Source organism: Citrobacter sp. 21OH12SH02A-Citro, from assembly GCF_027919895.1.
In the GTDB taxonomy this organism is placed as follows: domain Bacteria; phylum Pseudomonadota; class Gammaproteobacteria; order Enterobacterales; family Enterobacteriaceae; genus Citrobacter; species Citrobacter braakii.
The window spans coordinates 2,371,302-2,389,151 of sequence record NZ_CP114801.1 but is presented as its reverse complement, the minus strand read 5'-3'; the positions used below and the strand labels follow the sequence as shown (position 1 = coordinate 2,389,151).

The 17,850-nt window shown below is 52.0% G+C and carries 15 protein-coding genes and 2 pseudogenes; 5 read left to right on the top strand and 12 right to left on the bottom strand.

What is annotated here, in order from left to right; genetic code table 11:
* The first annotated feature begins 33 nt into the window (after positions 1 to 33).
* Positions 34 to 1,230, top strand: coding sequence for an L-talarate/galactarate dehydratase (locus tag O6D90_RS11570; RefSeq protein WP_016156556.1), 1,197 nt, complete (start codon positions 34 to 36; stop codon positions 1,228 to 1,230).
* Between the two features lie 73 nt (positions 1,231 to 1,303).
* Complete coding sequence (locus tag O6D90_RS11565) at positions 1,304 to 2,614, top strand: MFS transporter (protein ID WP_016156557.1); 1,311 nt, start codon at positions 1,304 to 1,306, stop codon at positions 2,612 to 2,614.
* 69 nt (positions 2,615 to 2,683) lie between these two features.
* Here O6D90_RS11565 and O6D90_RS11560 read toward each other — a convergent pair whose 3' ends face one another.
* The 7 genes and pseudogenes from O6D90_RS11560 to O6D90_RS11530 all read right to left on the bottom strand — a co-directional run bounded on the left by O6D90_RS11560 (position 2,684) and on the right by O6D90_RS11530 (position 10,000).
* Positions 2,684 to 3,301, bottom strand: coding sequence for a glutathione S-transferase family protein (locus O6D90_RS11560; protein WP_016153128.1), 618 nt, complete (start codon positions 3,299 to 3,301; stop codon positions 2,684 to 2,686).
* A gap of 82 nt (positions 3,302 to 3,383) precedes the next feature.
* Positions 3,384 to 4,157, bottom strand: a complete 774-nt coding sequence (locus O6D90_RS11555) for an amino acid ABC transporter ATP-binding protein (RefSeq protein ID WP_016153129.1) — start codon at positions 4,155 to 4,157, stop codon at positions 3,384 to 3,386.
* The gene (locus O6D90_RS11550; protein WP_016153130.1) at positions 4,141 to 5,067 is read right to left on the bottom strand and encodes an amino acid ABC transporter permease; all 927 of its coding nucleotides are present in this window, start codon (positions 5,065 to 5,067) and stop codon (positions 4,141 to 4,143) included. Before O6D90_RS11550 ends, O6D90_RS11555 begins: the two co-directional genes overlap by 17 nt.
* A 9-nt stretch (positions 5,068 to 5,076) precedes the next feature.
* Complete coding sequence (locus tag O6D90_RS11545) at positions 5,077 to 5,586, bottom strand: GNAT family N-acetyltransferase (protein ID WP_016153131.1); 510 nt, start codon at positions 5,584 to 5,586, stop codon at positions 5,077 to 5,079.
* A 10-nt stretch (positions 5,587 to 5,596) separates the two neighbouring features.
* Positions 5,597 to 7,855: pseudogene (locus O6D90_RS11540) on the bottom strand (NtaA/DmoA family FMN-dependent monooxygenase).
* 25 nt (positions 7,856 to 7,880) lie between these two features.
* Positions 7,881 to 9,002, bottom strand: coding sequence for an amidohydrolase (locus O6D90_RS11535; RefSeq protein WP_016156559.1), 1,122 nt, complete (start codon positions 9,000 to 9,002; stop codon positions 7,881 to 7,883).
* Positions 9,002 to 10,000 carry an MsnO8 family LLM class oxidoreductase gene (locus tag O6D90_RS11530; RefSeq protein WP_016156560.1) on the bottom strand — a complete coding sequence of 333 codons (999 nt, stop codon included), beginning with the start codon at positions 9,998 to 10,000 and terminating at the stop codon, positions 9,002 to 9,004. Before O6D90_RS11530 ends, O6D90_RS11535 begins: the two co-directional genes overlap by 1 nt.
* A 516-nt stretch (positions 10,001 to 10,516) precedes the next feature.
* Between O6D90_RS11530 and O6D90_RS11525 the strand changes: the two genes are divergently transcribed.
* Positions 10,517 to 12,058, top strand: coding sequence for a methyl-accepting chemotaxis protein (locus O6D90_RS11525; protein WP_032931561.1), 1,542 nt, complete (start codon positions 10,517 to 10,519; stop codon positions 12,056 to 12,058).
* Positions 12,059 to 12,151: 93 nt separating this feature from the next.
* Here the strand turns inward: O6D90_RS11525 and O6D90_RS11520 are convergent, their stop codons facing one another.
* The 3 genes from O6D90_RS11520 to O6D90_RS11510 all read right to left on the bottom strand — a co-directional run bounded on the left by O6D90_RS11520 (position 12,152) and on the right by O6D90_RS11510 (position 13,826).
* A complete protein-coding gene (locus O6D90_RS11520) occupies positions 12,152 to 12,385 on the bottom strand; it encodes a hypothetical protein (RefSeq protein WP_016156562.1) in 234 nt (77 codons plus the stop codon).
* A 29-nt stretch (positions 12,386 to 12,414) separates the two neighbouring features.
* The gene (locus O6D90_RS11515; protein ID WP_016156563.1) at positions 12,415 to 12,894 is read right to left on the bottom strand and encodes an Hcp family type VI secretion system effector; all 480 of its coding nucleotides are present in this window, start codon (positions 12,892 to 12,894) and stop codon (positions 12,415 to 12,417) included.
* 239 nt (positions 12,895 to 13,133) lie between these two features.
* Positions 13,134 to 13,826, bottom strand: a complete 693-nt coding sequence (locus tag O6D90_RS11510; RefSeq protein WP_016156564.1) for a hypothetical protein — start codon at positions 13,824 to 13,826, stop codon at positions 13,134 to 13,136.
* 69 nt (positions 13,827 to 13,895) lie between these two features.
* Between O6D90_RS11510 and O6D90_RS11505 the strand changes: the two are divergent.
* Both O6D90_RS11505 and ansP read left to right on the top strand, forming a co-directional pair.
* Positions 13,896 to 14,530, top strand: a pseudogene (locus O6D90_RS11505) (Tn3 family transposase); the annotation flags it as partial.
* 224 nt (positions 14,531 to 14,754) lie between these two features.
* Positions 14,755 to 16,197 carry an L-asparagine permease gene (ansP, locus tag O6D90_RS11500; RefSeq protein WP_016156567.1) on the top strand — a complete coding sequence of 481 codons (1,443 nt, stop codon included), beginning with the start codon at positions 14,755 to 14,757 and terminating at the stop codon, positions 16,195 to 16,197.
* Between the two features lie 41 nt (positions 16,198 to 16,238).
* On the opposite strand, the gene O6D90_RS11495 is transcribed toward ansP, so the two are convergent.
* Positions 16,239 to 16,460, bottom strand: coding sequence for a YgdI/YgdR family lipoprotein (locus tag O6D90_RS11495; RefSeq protein ID WP_003020157.1), 222 nt, complete (start codon positions 16,458 to 16,460; stop codon positions 16,239 to 16,241).
* A 136-nt stretch (positions 16,461 to 16,596) separates the two neighbouring features.
* Positions 16,597 to 17,658: a YncE family protein gene (locus tag O6D90_RS11490; RefSeq protein ID WP_016156568.1), complete on the bottom strand. Its 1,062-nt coding sequence runs from the start codon at positions 17,656 to 17,658 to the stop codon at positions 16,597 to 16,599.
* Positions 17,659 to 17,850 lie beyond the last annotated feature (192 nt).

The following is a 17,850-nucleotide window of genomic DNA, read 5'->3' as shown; positions in this document are numbered from 1 at the left end:
CGCAATCATTTGTTATCACCAGGAGAGATTAAAATGTCATTAAGTGCGAATTCCGATGCCGTAACGTATGCCAAATCAGCCAATGCAAAAACCGCGGCTGAAACCGGCGACCGTATCGAGTGGGTTAAGCTGTCCCTGGCTTTCCTTCCCCTGGCAACACCCGTGAGCGATGCCAAAGTGCTGACCGGTCGCCAGAAACCCCTAACCGAAGTCGCCATTATTATCGCGGAGATCCGCAGTCGCGACGGGTTTGAAGGCGTTGGATTTAGTTACTCCAAACGGGCTGGCGGCCAGGGAATCTATGCTCATGCCAAAGAAATTGCCGATAACCTGTTAGGCGAAGATCCAAACGATATCGACAAGATCTACACCAAGCTACTGTGGGCTGGAGCTTCCGTAGGGCGCAGCGGCATGGCGGTTCAGGCTATCTCCCCTATCGATATCGCCTTGTGGGATATGAAGGCCAAGCGTGCAGGGTTGCCGCTGGCAAAACTATTGGGTGCACACCGGGACTCCGTGCAGTGTTACAACACCTCCGGCGGATTCCTGCATACGCCGCTGGATCAGGTGCTCAAAAACGTCGTTATTTCCCGTGAAAACGGCATTGGCGGCATCAAACTCAAGGTTGGTCAGCCAAACTGCGCCGAGGATATTCGCCGCTTAACCGCGGTGCGTGAAGCGCTGGGCGATGACTTCCCGCTGATGGTCGATGCCAATCAGCAGTGGGATCGAGAAACCGCCATTCGTATGGGACGAAAAATGGAGCAGTTCAATCTGATCTGGATTGAAGAGCCGCTGGATGCCTACGATGTGGAAGGCCACGCCCAACTGGCCACCGCGCTTGATACCCCGATTGCTACCGGTGAAATGCTGACCAGTTTCCGCGAACATGAACAGCTGATCCTCGGTAATGCCAGTGATTTTGTGCAGCCCGATGCACCGCGTGTGGGGGGAATTTCACCGTTTCTGAAAATTATGGACCTGGCGGCGAAACACGGTCGCAAACTGGCTCCGCACTTTGCCATGGAAGTTCACCTGCATCTGTCCGCCGCTTACCCGCTTGAGCCATGGTTGGAACATTTCGAATGGCTGAACCCGTTATTTAATGAACAGCTTGAGCTGCGCGATGGGCGGATGTGGGTTTCCGACCGTCACGGCCTGGGGTTCAGCATCAGCGAGCAGACACGCCGCTGGACGCAATTAACCTGCGAGTTTGGTAAACGTCCTTAATTTATTTGGCGGGTAAGTAATACCCGCCCTCTTCCCTACAGAAACGCTCTCAACCTTATGAAAGGAGTGGGTGATGAACACAATAATAAAGCGCACAAAAGTGCGTTACGGTATTTTGATATTTCTATTTCTTGCCACCGTATTTAATTACGCCGATCGCGCGACGTTATCTGTCGTAGCTCCGATTATGAGCAAAGAATTAGGTTTTGATCCTGAAGCAATGGGGCTGGCCTTTTCTGCCTTCGGTATTTCTTATGTCATTATGCAATTGCCTGGAGGCTGGCTACTTGATCGCTACGGTTCTCGTCTGGTATACGGCTGCGCCCTGATTGGCTGGTCACTGGTGACCATGTTTCAGGGCACCATTTATTTGTACGCCAGTCCACTTGTGGTATTGATTATCTTACGTTTACTGATGGGTGCCATTGAGGCTCCGGCCTTTCCTGCCAACAGCCGATTAAGCGTACAGTGGTTTCCTAATAATGAACGAGGCTTTGTCACCTCAGTTTACCAGGCCGCGCAATATATCTCGTTAGGGGTAATTACACCGTTAATGACGATTATTTTGCATAATCTCAGCTGGCACTTTGTTTTTTATTATATCGGGGCGATTGGCGTTATTCTTGGCATCTTCTGGCTGGTAAAAGTCAGAGATCCTATGCATCATCCGAAGGTAAACCAGCAGGAAATTGACTATATCCGGGAAGGCGGTGGCGAACCGTCGCTGGGAAATAAAAAAGAGCCACAGAAGATTACCTTTGCGCAAATAAAAAGCGTCTGCGTCAACCGCATGATGATTGGCGTTTACATCGGGCAGTTCTGCGTGACGTCAATCACCTGGTTCTTCCTGACCTGGTTTCCTACCTATCTGTATCAGGCTAAAGGAATGTCGATCCTTAAAGTGGGGTTTGTCGCCAGTATTCCTGCCATTGCCGGGTTTATCGGTGGATTGTTAGGGGGCGTTTTTTCAGACTGGCTATTAAAGCGCGGCTACAGCCTGACGGTTGCTCGTAAGCTACCCGTTATCTGCGGAATGTTACTTTCCTGTGTCATCGTTATCGCTAACTACACCTCGTCAGAATTTGTGGTTATCGCGGCGATGAGTCTGGCATTTTTCGCTAAAGGCTTTGGCAATCTGGGATGGTGCGTACTTAGCGATACTTCCCCAAAAGAAGTGCTCGGCATTGCTGGCGGCGTATTCAATATGTGCGGCAATATGGCGAGTATTATCACGCCGCTGGTGATCGGCGTCATTCTGGCGAATACCCAGTCATTCGATTACGCCATTCTGTACGTCGGTTCGATGGGGCTGATTGGCCTGATTTCTTATCTGTTTATCGTGGGGCCGCTGGATCGTATTACGCTGAGCCCGTCCGTCGCGTAATGTAAGCTTATGGCGATAGTTCGCCCGCTGTTCCGGGATTTGCACTCCTGCGGAACAGCGTTTTTTTATTCAAATAATCTTATTATTTTTCAGTACAGTACGCAGTCGCGGGTGCTGGCAAACCGCGTCAGCGATAGCGCTGATATTGGGCGTGTTGTCCTGAAACCAGTCATGCCCCGGCCCCCAGGTGCGCATAACGGCAATATAAACGTCCAGCAGTGTTAGCTGATCGCCGAACGCGTACGGCTCAGCGCTTAGCTGGTCGTTCAGCCACATATAAAGCGATTTGCGGTACTCAATACAGTTCTTTTTCAACTGCGCCGCGGCGTCTGGTACCCAGCGTTGTGGATAATCGGCATAGGTAAACGTTGGATAGACATTTGCCACCAGCCATATCAACAGACGCTGAAACTGCTGGCGCTCAGCGTGCCCAACGGGTGGCGCAAGTTCAGGACAACGATCGAGGATCATCAGGGCGATGGCCGCCGTTTCCGTCATCACGTTACCATTTTCCAGTATCAGTGTGGGCACCTGGCACAGCGGATTCATTTTTTTAAGCAACTCCCGCGAAGGCCCGTCGCGGTCAAAACCATCAACATCAATAAAGCTGTAAGGGATCTCCGCCAGTGTGAGCATCACTTCACTGATGGCCGATCCCCAGCCCGGCACCCCATAGACCTTAATCATGCTGCAACCCCCAAAGTTAAAACCCTAAGTGTAGAGCAGCATTCGTCAGTCTATGCAGACCAGCCTATCTTTCCCTTGAAGTTCACAGCACTTTCGACAAGAACTGCTGGGTGCGCGTGTGGCGTGGATGATTCAGCACCTGCTCGCTGCTGCCCTGTTCGACAATTTTGCCATCGACCATAAACACCACCTGATCCGCCACTTCCCGGGCGAACCCAATCTCGTGCGTGACCACAACCAGCGTGGTTCCCGACTGCGCCAGTGCTTTGATGACATCCAGAACTTCGCCTACCAGTTCAGGATCCAGCGCTGAAGTGGGTTCATCAAACAGCATAACGCGTGGATTTAGCGCCAGCGCACGGGCAATAGCGATACGCTGCTGCTGACCGCCGGAGAGATGACGCGACCAGGCATCGGCTTTATTACGCAGGCCAACGGCATCAAGCAGAGTTAATGCCCGCTCGGTGGCGGCTTTACGCGATGCCAGACCGTGCGCAATGGGCGCTTCAATCAAATTCTCCAGCACTGTTAAGTGCGGAAACAGATTAAAATTCTGGAACACATAGCCGACGTTAACGCGCTGGCGCAAAATTTCCGCCTCTTTCAACTCATACAGCTTGTCTCCCTGCCGACGATAACCAATGTAATCGCCATCGATTTGAATAAACCCTTCATCGACGCGCTCCAGATGGTTGATCGTCCGCAAGAGTGTGGATTTTCCTGAACCGGACGGGCCAAGAATAACCGTTACCGTTCCGGGAGGGATCTCTAGCGACACATTATCCAGCGCTTTGTGGCGACCGAAGTATTTGCTGACGCCGGTAATGGAAATATGGCCTTCAGGCGAGTGGGACATGGACGGCCTCCTGCTGCGGACGTTGACGGTTGCGTTTTTCTGCACGACTCACCCGGGCGGTATTGATTGCTGAACGTCGCTCGCTGCGGGCCAGCGCGCGTTCCACCAGGTGCTGAATTAACGACAGGACGCTGGTGATCACCAGATACCACACCGCACCCACCATCAACAGCGGGATCACTTCCTGCGTGCGGTTGTAGATCATCTGGATGGTGTAGAACAGCTCTGGCATTGCCAGCACGTATACCATCGCCGTCCCTTTCGCCAGACTGATGATTTCATTGAAGCCAGCAGGCAAAATGGTGCGCAGCGCCTGCGGCAGAATAATTCGCAGCGTACGTCGCCATGCGGGTAAGCCCAGCGCTGCCGCTGCCTCGTACTGGCCGTGGTCAACCCCTAAAAATCCACCACGAATAATTTCAGCGGTATAGGCGCTTTGCACCAGCGTCAGGCCAACCACCGCGGTGGAAAACTGGCCGAGCACATTGATGGTCTCAAAACTGCCCCATTGAATGGGAGTAAACGGAATACCAATCGCCAGCGTGTCGTACAAATAGGAGAAGTTGTACAAAACGATGAGCACCACAATCAGCGGTAACGAACGAAACAGCCAGATGTATCCCCATGCCAGACCGTTCAGTAGCCAGGAAGATGAAAGCCGTGCCAGCGCCAGCAGACCACCGATGATAATACTTAACAGCGTACCGATAAGCGTCAGTAGCAGAGTTTGCCCAAGGCCGGACAAGATAACTGGATCAAAGAACCAACGGGCAAACACGCCCCATTCCCAGCGCGGATTAAACGCCACGGACTGGATAATCACCGCCAGGACAAACAAGGCAATGACTGCTCCTGCGGTGCGCATCGGATAGCGCGCCGGTACGACTTTAATACTCTCCGTCGTTTTCATCTTCTCTCCTCAGGCTATTCTGGCCTGACCGGCGATGGTCAACAGTTTGGTAAAGCGCAGCCGGCCATCAAACGGTGGCAGGCTGTACTCTTCGGGATCGCGCGCTGTATCAAATTGCGGATCGTAGCCTTGGCTTAAATAAAGTCGCACGGCCTCCGGCTGGCGAAATCCCGTGGTCAGATAAATCCGGCTGTAGCCCGCCAGCAGCGCCCTGCGTTCCAGCTCCTGCACCACGCGCGCCGCCAGCCCCTGCTGGCGCAGGCTGCTTTTCGTCCAGATGCGCTTAATCTCGGCGGTGTCTTTGTCGTAAGGTTTGTAGGCCCCGGTGGCGATAATCTCGCCGCTGCGCTCCAGTACCACGAAAAGTCCCTGCGGTGCCAGATACCATTCGGTCAGCTCCACTTCAGCGTCGCGAGAAAAATAATCGCCATAGCGGGCGGCATATTCACCGAACAGACCGTTCAAAATTGGCTGCAGCTCGCTGGCTTCAGGTGAGACCACGCGAAATTGATCGCTCACGATGACCTCCTTAGTCGCCTAAACCGGCCGGGTTGATTTCAGATTGCGGAATACGCTCCACCCCTTCTCCCCAGCGGTTCAGCACCTTGTCATAGTCGCCGTTGCCAATTACGCCGTTGAGGGCGGTTTGTACCGGCAGAACCAGACCGCTGTCCTTTTTCAGCGTCACAGCGATGTGTGCCGCTTTTGGCCAACCGCCATCAACGCTGCCCACCCGTTGCGTTTTACCGTTGAGTGCAGCTTTCCACGCGCCGATAACGTTAGGACCGAAGTAAGCATCGGCGCGGCCTGACTGCAGAGCCAGGGTTTGCGCGGCATCATCTTTGGTATACACCGGCGTAAACGGCTGCAACCCTTTCTTCACGTTCTCATCGTTCCAGGCGAGCAGGATGGCTTCCTGATTTGTCCCCGAACCGACGATGATGCGCAGACCGGCGATATCTTCTGCCTGCTCGATTTTCTTCAGCTTACTGCCGGTTTTGACATAGAAGCCAAGGGAGTCCCTACGATACGTCGCGAAATCGAATTTCTCTTTGCGGGCTTTGGTGACGGTAATATTGCTGATCGCGGCATCATATTTGCCGGACGTGACGCCCAGCGGCCAGTCTTCCCATGACGTGGGCACGACGTTGAGTTCCAGCCCCAGACTGTCAGCCACCAGACGAGCGATGTCCGCCTCGCTGCCGATCAGTGTCTTATTGTCATCGGCAAAGACGGTCAGCGGCGGCTGGCTTAACCCGGCAATCGCCACGGTGAATTTACCCGGTACGGCCAGGTGCAGATTCGCGGGCAACTGCGCAATCGCCTGCGGATTTTTTGCCGTATTGATTGGCGTTTTATTGGCTTCCAGGCTTACGCCCGTACCGTTAATAGTCACATCATTTGCCCAGACGTTAGCGCTGAAAGCCAGTGACAGCGCGAGGAAGACTGATTTTTTCTGCATAGCGTTTTTCTCTTATTGTGTGAATTGGTTTGCAGGTGTCGCGAGTCCCAGGCTTGCGCGCAGGGTCGTACCGGGATATTCATGGCGGAACAGGCCACGCGCCTGAAGCACGGGGACAACCTGTTCGACAAAACGCGGGAAGGTATCTGGCGTTCCCCCCTGGATGATAAAACCATCTGCGGCTTTTTCGTCGAACCACTGCTGAAGACCATCGGCAACCTGTTGCGGCGTACCGCTGAAACGTGGGCGTGGACTGGCCGCTTCCAGAGCAACCTGGCGTAGCGTTAAGCCACGCTCACGCGCGTTGCGTTTGATCTCATCAGTCGTACTGCGAAAGCTGTTTTGTCCAAGGGAACCCAAATCCGGGAACGGTGCGTCCAGTGGATATTGGGCGAAATCATGATGTTCAAAATAGCGGCCCAGGTAGTTCAGCGCGTCGGTAATAGAGACCAGCGCAGCGGTAGTCTGATACTGCTGCTCAACATCCTCTGCGCTGTCGCCAACAATCACGCTGACGCCCTGGAATATATGCAGTTGTTCGGGATGTCGCCCGGCGTAGGCCAACTGGCTTTTTACATCCTGATAGAACTCTTTGGCCTCCGCCAGCGACTCCTGATGGGTAAAAATAGCATCGGCATGCTGCGCCGCTAATTTCTTACCATCCTGTGAAGCGCCCGCCTGGAATATAATCGGACGGCCTTGTGGCGTGCGCCCAATATTTAACGGCCCTGCGACCTGAAAATAATCTCCATGATGGTTAAGCGTGTGCAGTTTTTGCGGATTAAAAAATTCTCCGCTTGCCTTATTACGGGTAAAAGCATCATCTTCCCAGGAATCCCACAGTCCTTTCACCACCTGTAAATATTCATCGGCGATACGATAACGCAAGGCATGTTCTGGATGCTGGGCACGGGAATAGTTTTTTGCCGAACCCTCCAGAGGTGATGTGACCACGTTCCATCCGGCTCGCCCCTGGCTGAGATGATCAAGGCTGGCGAACTGCCGTGCGGTAGTAAACGGCTCGCTGTATGACGTGGATACCGTGCCAACCAATCCCAGATTTTGGGTAATGCTGGCCAAAGCAGATAATACCGTCAGCGGCTCAAAGCGATTTAAAAAGTGTGGAATTGATTTTTCATTAATATACAGACCATCGGCGACAAAAATAAAATCCAGCTTCCCTTTTTCCGCAATAAGCGCCGTCTCTTTGACAAAATCAAAATTAATACTGGCATCGGCCTGTGCCGCCGGATGACGCCATGCGGACATATTTCCCGCTGCGCCATGCAGAATAGTGCCGAGCCGTAGTTGCCGATTTTCAGCCATAATAACCCCTACCCAACAGGTAAACTTAAAGATGTGCGAATGCCGTTTTTGCTAGTTGTGCAAAGTAATGCGCGGCAGGTTCAATTAAACGTTCGTCCGGATTAAAGCCCGGGTGATGTAATCCGTATTCACTGGCGCTGCCAATACTGACAAATGCGCCAGGCGTATTTTGCAGATAGACGGCAAAATCCTCGCCGCCCATATGCAGGTCGGCATGATGGGTGGTGTAGCCTGATTGTTTCGCCACGGCGGTGGCGATATCGGCCCAACGTGCATCGTTTACCAACGCGGTCGGCCCTGCATGCCAGATAACGTCGATTTGTGCGCCAAAGGCGTGGGCAAAACCGGCGGCGATGTCATTAACCCGTGCTTTAACCTGCTGTTGCACCGAAGTCCGGTGCGTTCTGAGCGTCCCTTCCAGCTCAACGGATTCTGGCAACACATTCCATGTATTTCCTCCCTGAATACGGGTCACGCTAAGCACCACTGAATCCAGTGTGTTAACGTCTCGACTGGCAACGCTTTGCAACACCGTGACCAGTTGGCTGGCGAGCAGGATGGCATCTCTGCCTTCATGCGGACGCGCCGCATGTGCGCCCTTGCCATTAATACGCAGCACGAAGCGATCGACGTTGGCATAGAACGCGCCGCCGCGTGTGGCAAATTCCCCCACTGGTAAACCTGGCTCATTGTGCATGCCAAAAATAGCCGCAACGTTGTGCAGCGCACCGGCGCGGATCAGCGTTTTTGCGCCACCGAAACTCTCTTCAGCGGGCTGAAACAAAATACGTACTCGCCCCGGTAAGTGTGTTTCCTGTTGTTTAAGCAGCAGCGCGGCGCCCAGCATGACGCTGGTGTGAACGTCATGTCCGCAGGCATGCATCACTCCCGGTGTGAGGGAGCGAAACGGCACATCGGCGCTTTCTTCTATCGGTAGCGCATCGATATCCGCTCGCAGCGCGATGACATCTTCTCCCTGCCCGATTTCCGCGACCAGACCGGTTTTCAGGTCGAACGGCAAAATCTCGACGTCCGCTGCTTGCAGCCAGGCGTGAATGCGCGCCGTCGTTGCTGCCTCTTGCAGGGAAAGTTCCGGGTGCTGGTGTAATTCACGACGCCAGTTGATAAGCGTTGAGGCCAGAGTCATCAGAGCACCTCCACGGCGTTATGGGCTTGCGCCAACAACCGCAGCGATGTCAGACGCGCGTGACCTTCCGCCACTGGCGTGTCGATAATGAACTCCTCAATGCCAAATTGCGTATGCAGGGCATTCAGCTTTGCCATCACCTCCTGAGCCGTGCCGTGTAACAACGCCTGCTCACGACGCGCGATTTTGCGTGGCGGACTGCCGGCCTGCGCGGCGAATGCCAGCGCCTGCTCTTCGCTGGCTACCGTGACACGTTGACCATTCTCCAGCTCCACGCCCCAGATTTGCACGTTTTCCGCAAGCTGCGCGGCGGTATCGCTACTGTCAGCCACAATCACCTGGACGGCAACTATCGTCGGACGTGCGCTGTGGGTCTGCCAGAAGGACAAAACGTCACGCAATAACGCGCGGTCACCGTTGAGGTGTGCCGCGAAGATAAAATGCCAATTAAATTGCGCTGCTAACTGTGCGCTTTGCACACTGGCTCCCAGGACAAATCCTTCCGGCGGTATCGGTGGGATTGGCGTCGGAAATACCGTTTCCCCACTTTCCGTGCCGCTCAGCGTCAGCCAGTCGTTAAGCTGGGAAAGTTGGTCGGCAAAACTGCCTTTTTCATCCTGATGCACTCCTTGCTGTAGTGCCCGAGTCGACAGTGGTAAGCCGCCAGGGGCTTTCCCTACGCCGAGATCGACACGCCCGGGTGCCAGCGAGGCCAGAAGATTGAAGTTTTCCGCCACTTTGTACGGGCTGTAATGTTGCAGCATCACGCCACCGGAGCCAACGCGAATACGCTGGGTTTGCCCGAGGATCCAGGCAATCACCAGCTCCGGTGATGGGCTGGCCAGCTGTGGCGTATTATGGTGTTCCGCGATCCAGAAACGATGGTATCCCCACTCTTCTGCCTGCTGCGCCAGACGCAACGTCCGGGCAAGCGCCATCGCGGCGGTTTCACCTTCCCCGAGGGGGCTTTTATCCAGAATACTCAGGCGATATGACATGTTACGGGCCTATGCTTGTTAACATGTCATTATTATTAAATTATCAGATAACCATGCAGAAACATTTAATTCACATTTGCTCAGCTAAAAAGTAGATAACCAGCCCTGACGCTGTCAGGGTTAAAATTCGGATTGCCTTGTACTGGTCGGAACACGAAACTGAAAACACGCGGAATGTATGGCCTACAAAATATAATAGGGTCGTTGGTCTCACGGGAATAACATCCAAATCATTTCATGCCAGTTTTCTTTTTGCGAAAACGTTTTTTAACGCGATTTACGTTAAGTCAGGTTAAATGACTTAAAACGTTATGCGGTTGTATAAAATGTTTCAGTTTTATGACCCTGAATGAATAATCCACAGAGATTTTTTAATTTAAATACTTCCACAAAAATGATGATTAGTAGAGAATGCAGCGTTTCTTATTAAAACGGTTTAAAACGGCTTTTTAATATTCCTCCCGATTTTATTGCGGGAATTTTTGTATGGATTATACATATCATTATGGGGCCTCTATGAAAAGTAACATGCCCGTTACACAAATTGAGCACGCACTTAACGACAAAGCGACGCTGCTTTCAACGACGGATAAAGAAAGTCATATTACCTACGCTAACTCTGCTTTTATCGATGCCAGCGGATTTAACGAAGATCAATTAATGGGCGAAGCGCATAATATTATTCGCCATCCTGACATGCCTCCCGCTGCATTCGCTGATATGTGGTACACGCTACAGCAGGGAGACAGCTGGACGGGTATGGTGAAAAACCGCCGCCAAAATGGTGACCATTACTGGGTTCGCGCCAACGTTACGCCGGTCTGGCACAATGAAAAACTCACCGGTTACATCTCAGTGCGTACCGTTCCTTCGCGTGATGAAATAACTCACAGCGAAAGTTTATACCAAAAAATGAATAGTCAGCAGTTTAAAAGCTTTCGACTTTTTAAAGGGATTATCATTCGTCGCGGCTTATTGGCATGGACCTCCATGTTTAAATGGCTGAATATCAGCCAGCGCGTCAATTATTCTTTAGGGGTGACGGCCCTGCTCGCTTTGTTATTTATCTTCGCCCCGTTTAATCCCTTTATTCAGTCGGGTGGCTTGCTGGTGTTATTTCTGGCGCTGGCTATTTACCTTAAGTATCAAATTTGTCAGCCAGTTAATACGCTCCTGACGCAAATGAAGAAAGTGGTGTCCGGACGTAAACCTGATAACTGTCATTTAAATCGGGTGGATGAGATCGGAATGCTAATGCGACTGGTTAATCAGTCCGGGCTTAATCTGAATTCTCTGGTCGATGACGTCAGTACGCAAATTTCCGGTATTCGCGCTATCAGTCAGCGGGTGTCAAAAGAAGGTACGGCGCTGCATCAGCGTTCAGAAGAAACCTCTGCCGACCTGCAACAAACCGCTGCGGCCATTGAAGAAATTGGTAGCGCGGTACAGCAAACCGCTGAGACGGCGGCACATACCATGACCATGGCCGATAAAACCAGCGCCAACGCTGCAGAAGGCGGCGATATCATGAAACAAACTATCGCCATGATGCAGGCGATATCGCGTGACAACGGGCAGATCGTTGACATCATTGGCGTGATCGACAGCATCGCCTTTCAGACCAATATTCTGGCGCTCAATGCCGCGGTTGAAGCCGCGCGAGCCGGGGAATCCGGGCGTGGCTTCGCCGTTGTCGCGGCAGAAGTCCGCAATCTGGCCCAACACTCGGCGTCTGCGGCAAAAGAGATCAAACAGCTTATTGAGAAGAACGTCGCCAATGTTAATAGCGGCGTCAAAATGGTGGAGCAAACGGAAACGCATCTCACCGGGATGATTGGGGATGTACTGCAGATGTCGATGATGATCAAAGACATTAGTCTGGCCACGCGTGAGCAAACCCAGGCTTTGGATCTGATTAACGATTCAATTTCACGCGTTGGCACCATGACACACAATAATGCCGAGATGGTGGAGCGCGTCACCGACGCCACCGCCGATCTGACCCAGCGTTCATCACGCTTACAGCAGGCCGTTCAGGTCTTTGGCGTATCGGCATAACGTTACGGCGCTTATTGGGTGAATGTCTCGATAAGCGCACTCCTCTACATGGGGCTCTACGCCGGAACCGCCGAAATTTCCGGTCCGTTGCTTTTAGTGATCTTTCGGTACCTCAATGACTCCATCAGCAATGCCCTGAGCCAGCCTTTCGATCCATTTTGCAAAGCGAAATATCCAGGGTATTGCAGGCATCTGGACTTTTGAAGCGCTGTCCATCACCCGTTTAAAGGCATCCATATAGTCATAACAGCCCTGCAATAATTGAGCATCACCATTATCATGAACTATCTTCGCTAACTGCTGTTGTTCAGCAGTTAAGTCGACCATTTTCTTTCCTCCTTTGGTGCCCCTCGTCATCAGGCACAACAACGATCGTTCCATGAGTCTCGATAGATAATATTACCCTCCATATACTTCCAGGTAATCGCCTCATAACGCAACTCGAGCGTTTCAAGGTGAGTACTACTCATACCGTTAGGTGACAGGTATGGCGCAACCGTTGTGAACTTGACGTTTTCCAGAATGATATTGAAATACTCCGCCTCGATGCCCGATTCCAGGATACGGTACATCTTGATTGTCGCCTTCTTCATGGTTCGGCCTTCACAGACAGCGCGGTACAGGAGCGGTGTTGTCTGATCAAATTCCTTCACTATCGTGATCGGGCTATGAACGCGCGTCCCTGTAAGTTTGCCCCAATTGGGGTCTACTGGAATGGTTACGCCGTGCGAAAATGATTTTAATTCGATGGAACCCAAACGCAGGGGCATTAAACAACTGCCAACAATCGGCGATCCATTTTCATCTTCAAGCCATAAATGAGCGGGAGTAGACATATAATTTCCTTATCAGTGATGATTTAAGTAACTGTGATATTAACGCTGTCACCATTTACAGTAACGCGTGAAAATAACAATCATAACTATGGCGAATACGCCTGTAGGCCAGACAGGGCTGTCAGGGAAAAAATATCCCTGGAGCAATGCGAAAATAATCGTAAAAATGACAGGTCCGTACAGCGATGATAAAAACCTGAGCTGCCACAGTAGAAATTTCTTTAGTGATCGAATCATGGTTATCTGATCATCCGGGTGATGATATGTGCTATACCGGAATCAGATGACCATTGCGCTTCAATTGCGCCCGCGCGCTCAAATACCGGTTCAATCAGGAAATACATCATATCCAGTTGTTGCATGTAAAGTGCAGAGTAATAAGCTGGATACTGGACGTGTAGACGACGAGCACTATCCGCCGCTTTCTGAACCAAGCCGTACGTGGCCACAACCCCCGCAGTCGTACCCGCTGCACGTCCCGTAAGAGCACTGAGTTGCATACTTAGATGCAATCCGATACGGACGCTGGTAGCGACCGCTAAAGCGTACCCCGTACCGGTAAGGGTGCTGGCCGCGATATGAACATTTACAGCCATAAGTGCTTTTTTAATATGCTCTAATTGGGCATTAGTTTTGTATTTGAATACTTCTTCAAAGTAGACACGAAGCATTTCATAGACAACGTCACCATGCTGGATAATGCGAATAACAGCATTCCTGAAGCGCAGATCCTCCGTTTTTTGCTGCTGGCAAACATCATTATATTCATCGGTAAAGCAGGACGTGTAATACAGCAGACGGGTAGCGCCCTTTCCCAAGGTTTCAACTTGATTTGTAACCTGCTGACCGACGGCAGAAACTGCATGATCGAGCTTTAATGCAAGGATCCTGTTAGCCTGTAGGTAACTGATGACTTCATTGTTGTTGTACATAACCGCTCCATGCTAATTTCATTACATCCAGTTTTTCATTACTTTTCTCGGGAAAGCGTCCGATAAAAGGATTCGTCAGCATATAAAAAATGCCTGATCCAGCCTGCGGGCAGATTGTTCTGGACCTTATCACACGCGAAAAAAGCAATCTTGATCGCATCGTCGCCACGCCGGGGCTGAAGGAAATGAGGCAGGGAACGCTGATCCGCAAGTTATGTACATATACAACGGCCAACCCGACAAGACAGGCGATATTTGAATACGATCGGCTGGTTCGCAGTATTTACACGCTGAAGTATCTGCGTGACCCGCAGTTGTAACGCAATATCCGTCGCTCCCAGAATCGCGTTTAATCTTATCACCAGTTACGTGCATCAGTCGCCAAAGTCGGCGGTAAGAAAGAGTTAACAGGGAAAAATGATACTGAAACGGACATCAGTACCCAGTGTGGGCGATTGATCTCCAATGCGATCATTTATTACAACTCCGTGTTCCTGTCACGTTTGCTGGAGAGACTGGAAGCCGAAGATAATACCAAAGGCGTCGAGGCGCTGACCCGGATATCACCGATGGCCTGGCAGCACATTTTACTGAACGGGCATTACACCTTCCAGAGCAGCAATGAACTTATCGATCTGGATACTCTTGTTGCCGGACTTAAACTGGGTTTCGGCGGTTCCGGCGTAGAACCTCTACAGGTATAAATGCCCTTCTCCTTTACTGGCTGAATCGAGGCCACACCGCGCCAGTACCGGCTGCATAAAAATGCTGAATTCTTGTTACCGGGGCTTTGCGGAACCAATCAATTGAATGTAGGATGCTCGGCCGGCAGTTTTCCCCCGTAACACAATGAAGGGTAAGGCTGTTTTCGCCGCAGCAGGTGCGGCAAAAAGGATGTTGTATTTTTGTCAGGTCAACAGGAATCGTAATGAACACAAACAACACGCAAGCCGCGGAACAACATGCGGCGAAACGACGCTGGTTGAATGCTCACGAAGAGGGGTATCACAAAGCGATGGGCAATCGACAGGTACAAATGATCGCCATTGGCGGCGCAATTGGTACCGGGTTGTTTTTAGGGGCAGGCGCACGCCTGCAGATGGCCGGCCCGGCTTTGGCGCTGGTCTATCTGGTATGCGGTATTTTTTCGTTTTTTATACTGCGCGCGCTCGGCGAACTGGTTTTACATCGCCCTTCCAGCGGTAGCTTCGTTTCCTACGCCCGTGAATTTTTAGGTGAGAAAGCCGCCTATGTGGCTGGCTGGATGTACTTCATCAACTGGGCGATGACCGGCATTGTCGATATCACCGCGGTGGCGTTGTATATGCACTACTGGGGCGCGTTTGGCGACGTGCCGCAGTGGGTGTTCGCCCTCGGCGCGCTGGCTATTGTCGGTACCATGAACATGATCGGCGTGAAATGGTTCGCGGAGATGGAGTTTTGGTTTGCGCTGGTTAAGGTACTGGCAATTGTGATTTTCCTGATGGTAGGTACCGTTTTTTTAGGTACCGGAAAGCCGCTGGATGGTAACGCCACGGGTTTTCACCTGATTACCGACAACGGCGGCTTCTTCCCGCATGGCCTGTTGCCTGCGCTGGTACTGGTACAGGGTGTGGTTTTCGCCTTTGCCTCTATTGAACTGGTGGGTACCGCCGCCGGTGAGTGCAAAGATCCGCAAACGATGGTGCCAAAAGCAATCAATAGCGTTATCTGGCGTATTGGTCTGTTCTATGTGGGTTCTGTCGTGCTGCTGGTTCTGCTACTGCCCTGGAACGCCTATCAGGCGGGGCAAAGCCCGTTTGTGACCTTCTTTTCCAAACTGGGCGTGCCGTACATTGGCAGTATCATGAATATTGTGGTGCTCACCGCGGCGCTTTCCAGCCTTAACTCAGGGTTGTACTGTACCGGGCGTATTTTACGCTCCATGTCGATGGGCGGTTCGGCACCGAAATTCATGGCTAAAATGAGCCGTCAACAGGTGCCCTGGGCCGGGATCCTCGCCACGCTGGTCGTGTATGTCGTCGGGGTATTCCTGAACTATCTGGTGCCGTCACAGGTGTTTGAGATCGTGTTGAACTTCGCGTCACTGGGCATTATTGCGTCATGGGGATTTATCATGGTCTGTCAGATGCGTCTGCGCCGGGCCATAAAAGAAGGTAAAACGGCAGACGTCAGCTTTAAACTGCCGGGCGCACCGTTTACCTCGTGGTTAACGCTGCTGTTCCTGCTGAGCGTACTGGTATTGATGGCGTTTGACTATCCAAATGGCACCTATACCATCGCGTCATTACCGCTGATTGCCATCCTGCTGGTCGCGGGCTGGTTCGGTGTGCGTAAACGCGTTGCAGAGATCCACCGCACCGCGCCATAACGGCAGAAGGCCTGACAGGTTAATCCTTCAGGCCTTCTTTTTTAGTTCGCTTCAATCAACTGCGCTACGTCGTTGCTGTTAATTTCCCGCGCATTCCCATCCTGATCGGTATAGCTGGTCATTCCCGTGTCTTTATCCAGTTTTGGCTTACCCTGGGTGGTGATGGTTTGTCCGCTTTTGGTCGTCATGACGTAATCGGTGGTGCATCCTGCCAATGTAAACAGCATTACGCCTGCACAAAGACAGATAAATGGCTTTTTCATGGTATTCCCGTGTTATTCAGTTAGCCGTTGAGGGCGTAGTGTAAGTCCCTGAAGTAGGTCAGGCTACTGGCGGGGTGTAACGAGGCGTATCGGGGGATTTAGAGAAGTGACAGGAGGGGTTTCCCCCTCCGGTTAATTACAGCGCAATACGAATAACATCGTCCGGCTGGGTGGCTTCCTGCTCGCGGGTGGACTTCTGTTTCACGCTCACGTACAGGGTTTTACCGTCGGCGGAGAGCGCCAGGCTATTCGGGAATGTTGGGGTCTCGAACGTTTTAACGACTTTATAGCTTTTCGCGTCGATCACGCTCACTTTGCCGGCCTGACGATGGGTCACGTAGGCCTCGTTACGCGCCGGGTTAAACAGCACGGCCAGGGATTCCGGCGCGGCGACTTTTGCCAGGACGTTGCCATTACGGGTGTCGATTACCAGCACTTCCGCCGCTTTAGAGTCGGTGACAAAGGCGCGGTTGCCCGCCGTGTCCAGACTCAGGTTGATGAAGAAATGCTCTTTTCCATCATCCAGCAGCTTTTTACGGCTGAGAATTTTGTTGGTGGTGGTATCGATGGTGATGAATTCACCGTCCGCATTGGCGGTGTACAGGCGTTTAGCCTTGCTGTCGACAGCCAGAGCGGTGCTCATTCTTCCGGTATTTTGAATGGTGTCCTTCAATTTAATGGCATCGCCGTCCACCACCCAAATCACGCTCTCTTTACCAATACCGCTAATGTATACCGTATTGGTGGCGTCATCGGCGACCAGCTCACGCGGCTGCAGTGGGCGAACGTCTTCAGAACGCTTACGCGCATCCAGCACCAGACGTCCTTTCACCGCGCCCGTTTTGGCATCCATTGCCGTCACCGCGCTGTTTACCGTGTTGCCGAACCACAGCGTTTGCGTGGCGTTGTTGATGGTGGCGCCAAACGGTTTGAGATCGTTATGAATAACCTGAGTCACTTCGAGGGTGACCGGGTCAAGACGGTAAACCACCCCGCCGGTATCCAGTTTGCGGCTCTGCGAGGTCGCCAGCCACAGCGCGTTCTCTTGCTGGCTGTATGCCATTTCATAGGCGCCTTTGCCCACGGCTTTGCGCAGCAGTTCTTCTGCAGCCTGCGTAGTAAAAGATGATGCAACGAGCAGTGAACCTAACAGTAAAGAACCACGCAGACGCGGCGAAAACAGATGACGTAAAGACATGACGACTCCCTTTGATAAATTCGTTTGTTACTGCTTCACATAGCTTCAATGAGCAAAATCATGGTTTTGCCTTTTTTAAGAATGAGAATAGTAATCATTATTCATCTCAAAGTGGAGCACTTCTTCACATATTGACTACAATCGTTGTCATTGCCCGAAAAACTAGCGCAATCCAGCAGCGCTGAAATTCAT

Bases quoted from the DNA above. Each gene is read 5' to 3' on its own strand.
- O6D90_RS11510 (WP_016156564.1), bottom strand. From the start codon at position 13,826: ATGTACAACAACAATGAAGTCATCAGTTACCTACAGGCTAACAGGATC.
- O6D90_RS11525 (WP_032931561.1), top strand. From the start codon at position 10,517: ATGAAAAGTAACATGCCCGTTACACAAATTGAGCACGCACTTAACGAC.
- O6D90_RS11495 (WP_003020157.1), bottom strand. From the start codon at position 16,460: ATGAAAAAGCCATTTATCTGTCTTTGTGCAGGCGTAATGCTGTTTACA.
- O6D90_RS11550 (WP_016153130.1), bottom strand. From the start codon at position 5,067: ATGAAAACGACGGAGAGTATTAAAGTCGTACCGGCGCGCTATCCGATG.
- O6D90_RS11520 (WP_016156562.1), bottom strand. From the start codon at position 12,385: ATGGTCGACTTAACTGCTGAACAACAGCAGTTAGCGAAGATAGTTCAT.
- O6D90_RS11490 (WP_016156568.1), bottom strand. From the start codon at position 17,658: ATGTCTTTACGTCATCTGTTTTCGCCGCGTCTGCGTGGTTCTTTACTG.
- O6D90_RS11565 (WP_016156557.1), top strand. From the start codon at position 1,304: ATGAACACAATAATAAAGCGCACAAAAGTGCGTTACGGTATTTTGATA.
- O6D90_RS11535 (WP_016156559.1), bottom strand. From the start codon at position 9,002: ATGACTCTGGCCTCAACGCTTATCAACTGGCGTCGTGAATTACACCAG.
- O6D90_RS11570 (WP_016156556.1), top strand. From the start codon at position 34: ATGTCATTAAGTGCGAATTCCGATGCCGTAACGTATGCCAAATCAGCC.
- O6D90_RS11515 (WP_016156563.1), bottom strand. From the start codon at position 12,894: ATGTCTACTCCCGCTCATTTATGGCTTGAAGATGAAAATGGATCGCCG.
- ansP (WP_016156567.1), top strand. From the start codon at position 14,755: ATGAACACAAACAACACGCAAGCCGCGGAACAACATGCGGCGAAACGA.
- O6D90_RS11555 (WP_016153129.1), bottom strand. From the start codon at position 4,157: ATGTCCCACTCGCCTGAAGGCCATATTTCCATTACCGGCGTCAGCAAA.
- O6D90_RS11560 (WP_016153128.1), bottom strand. From the start codon at position 3,301: ATGATTAAGGTCTATGGGGTGCCGGGCTGGGGATCGGCCATCAGTGAA.
- O6D90_RS11530 (WP_016156560.1), bottom strand. From the start codon at position 10,000: ATGTCATATCGCCTGAGTATTCTGGATAAAAGCCCCCTCGGGGAAGGT.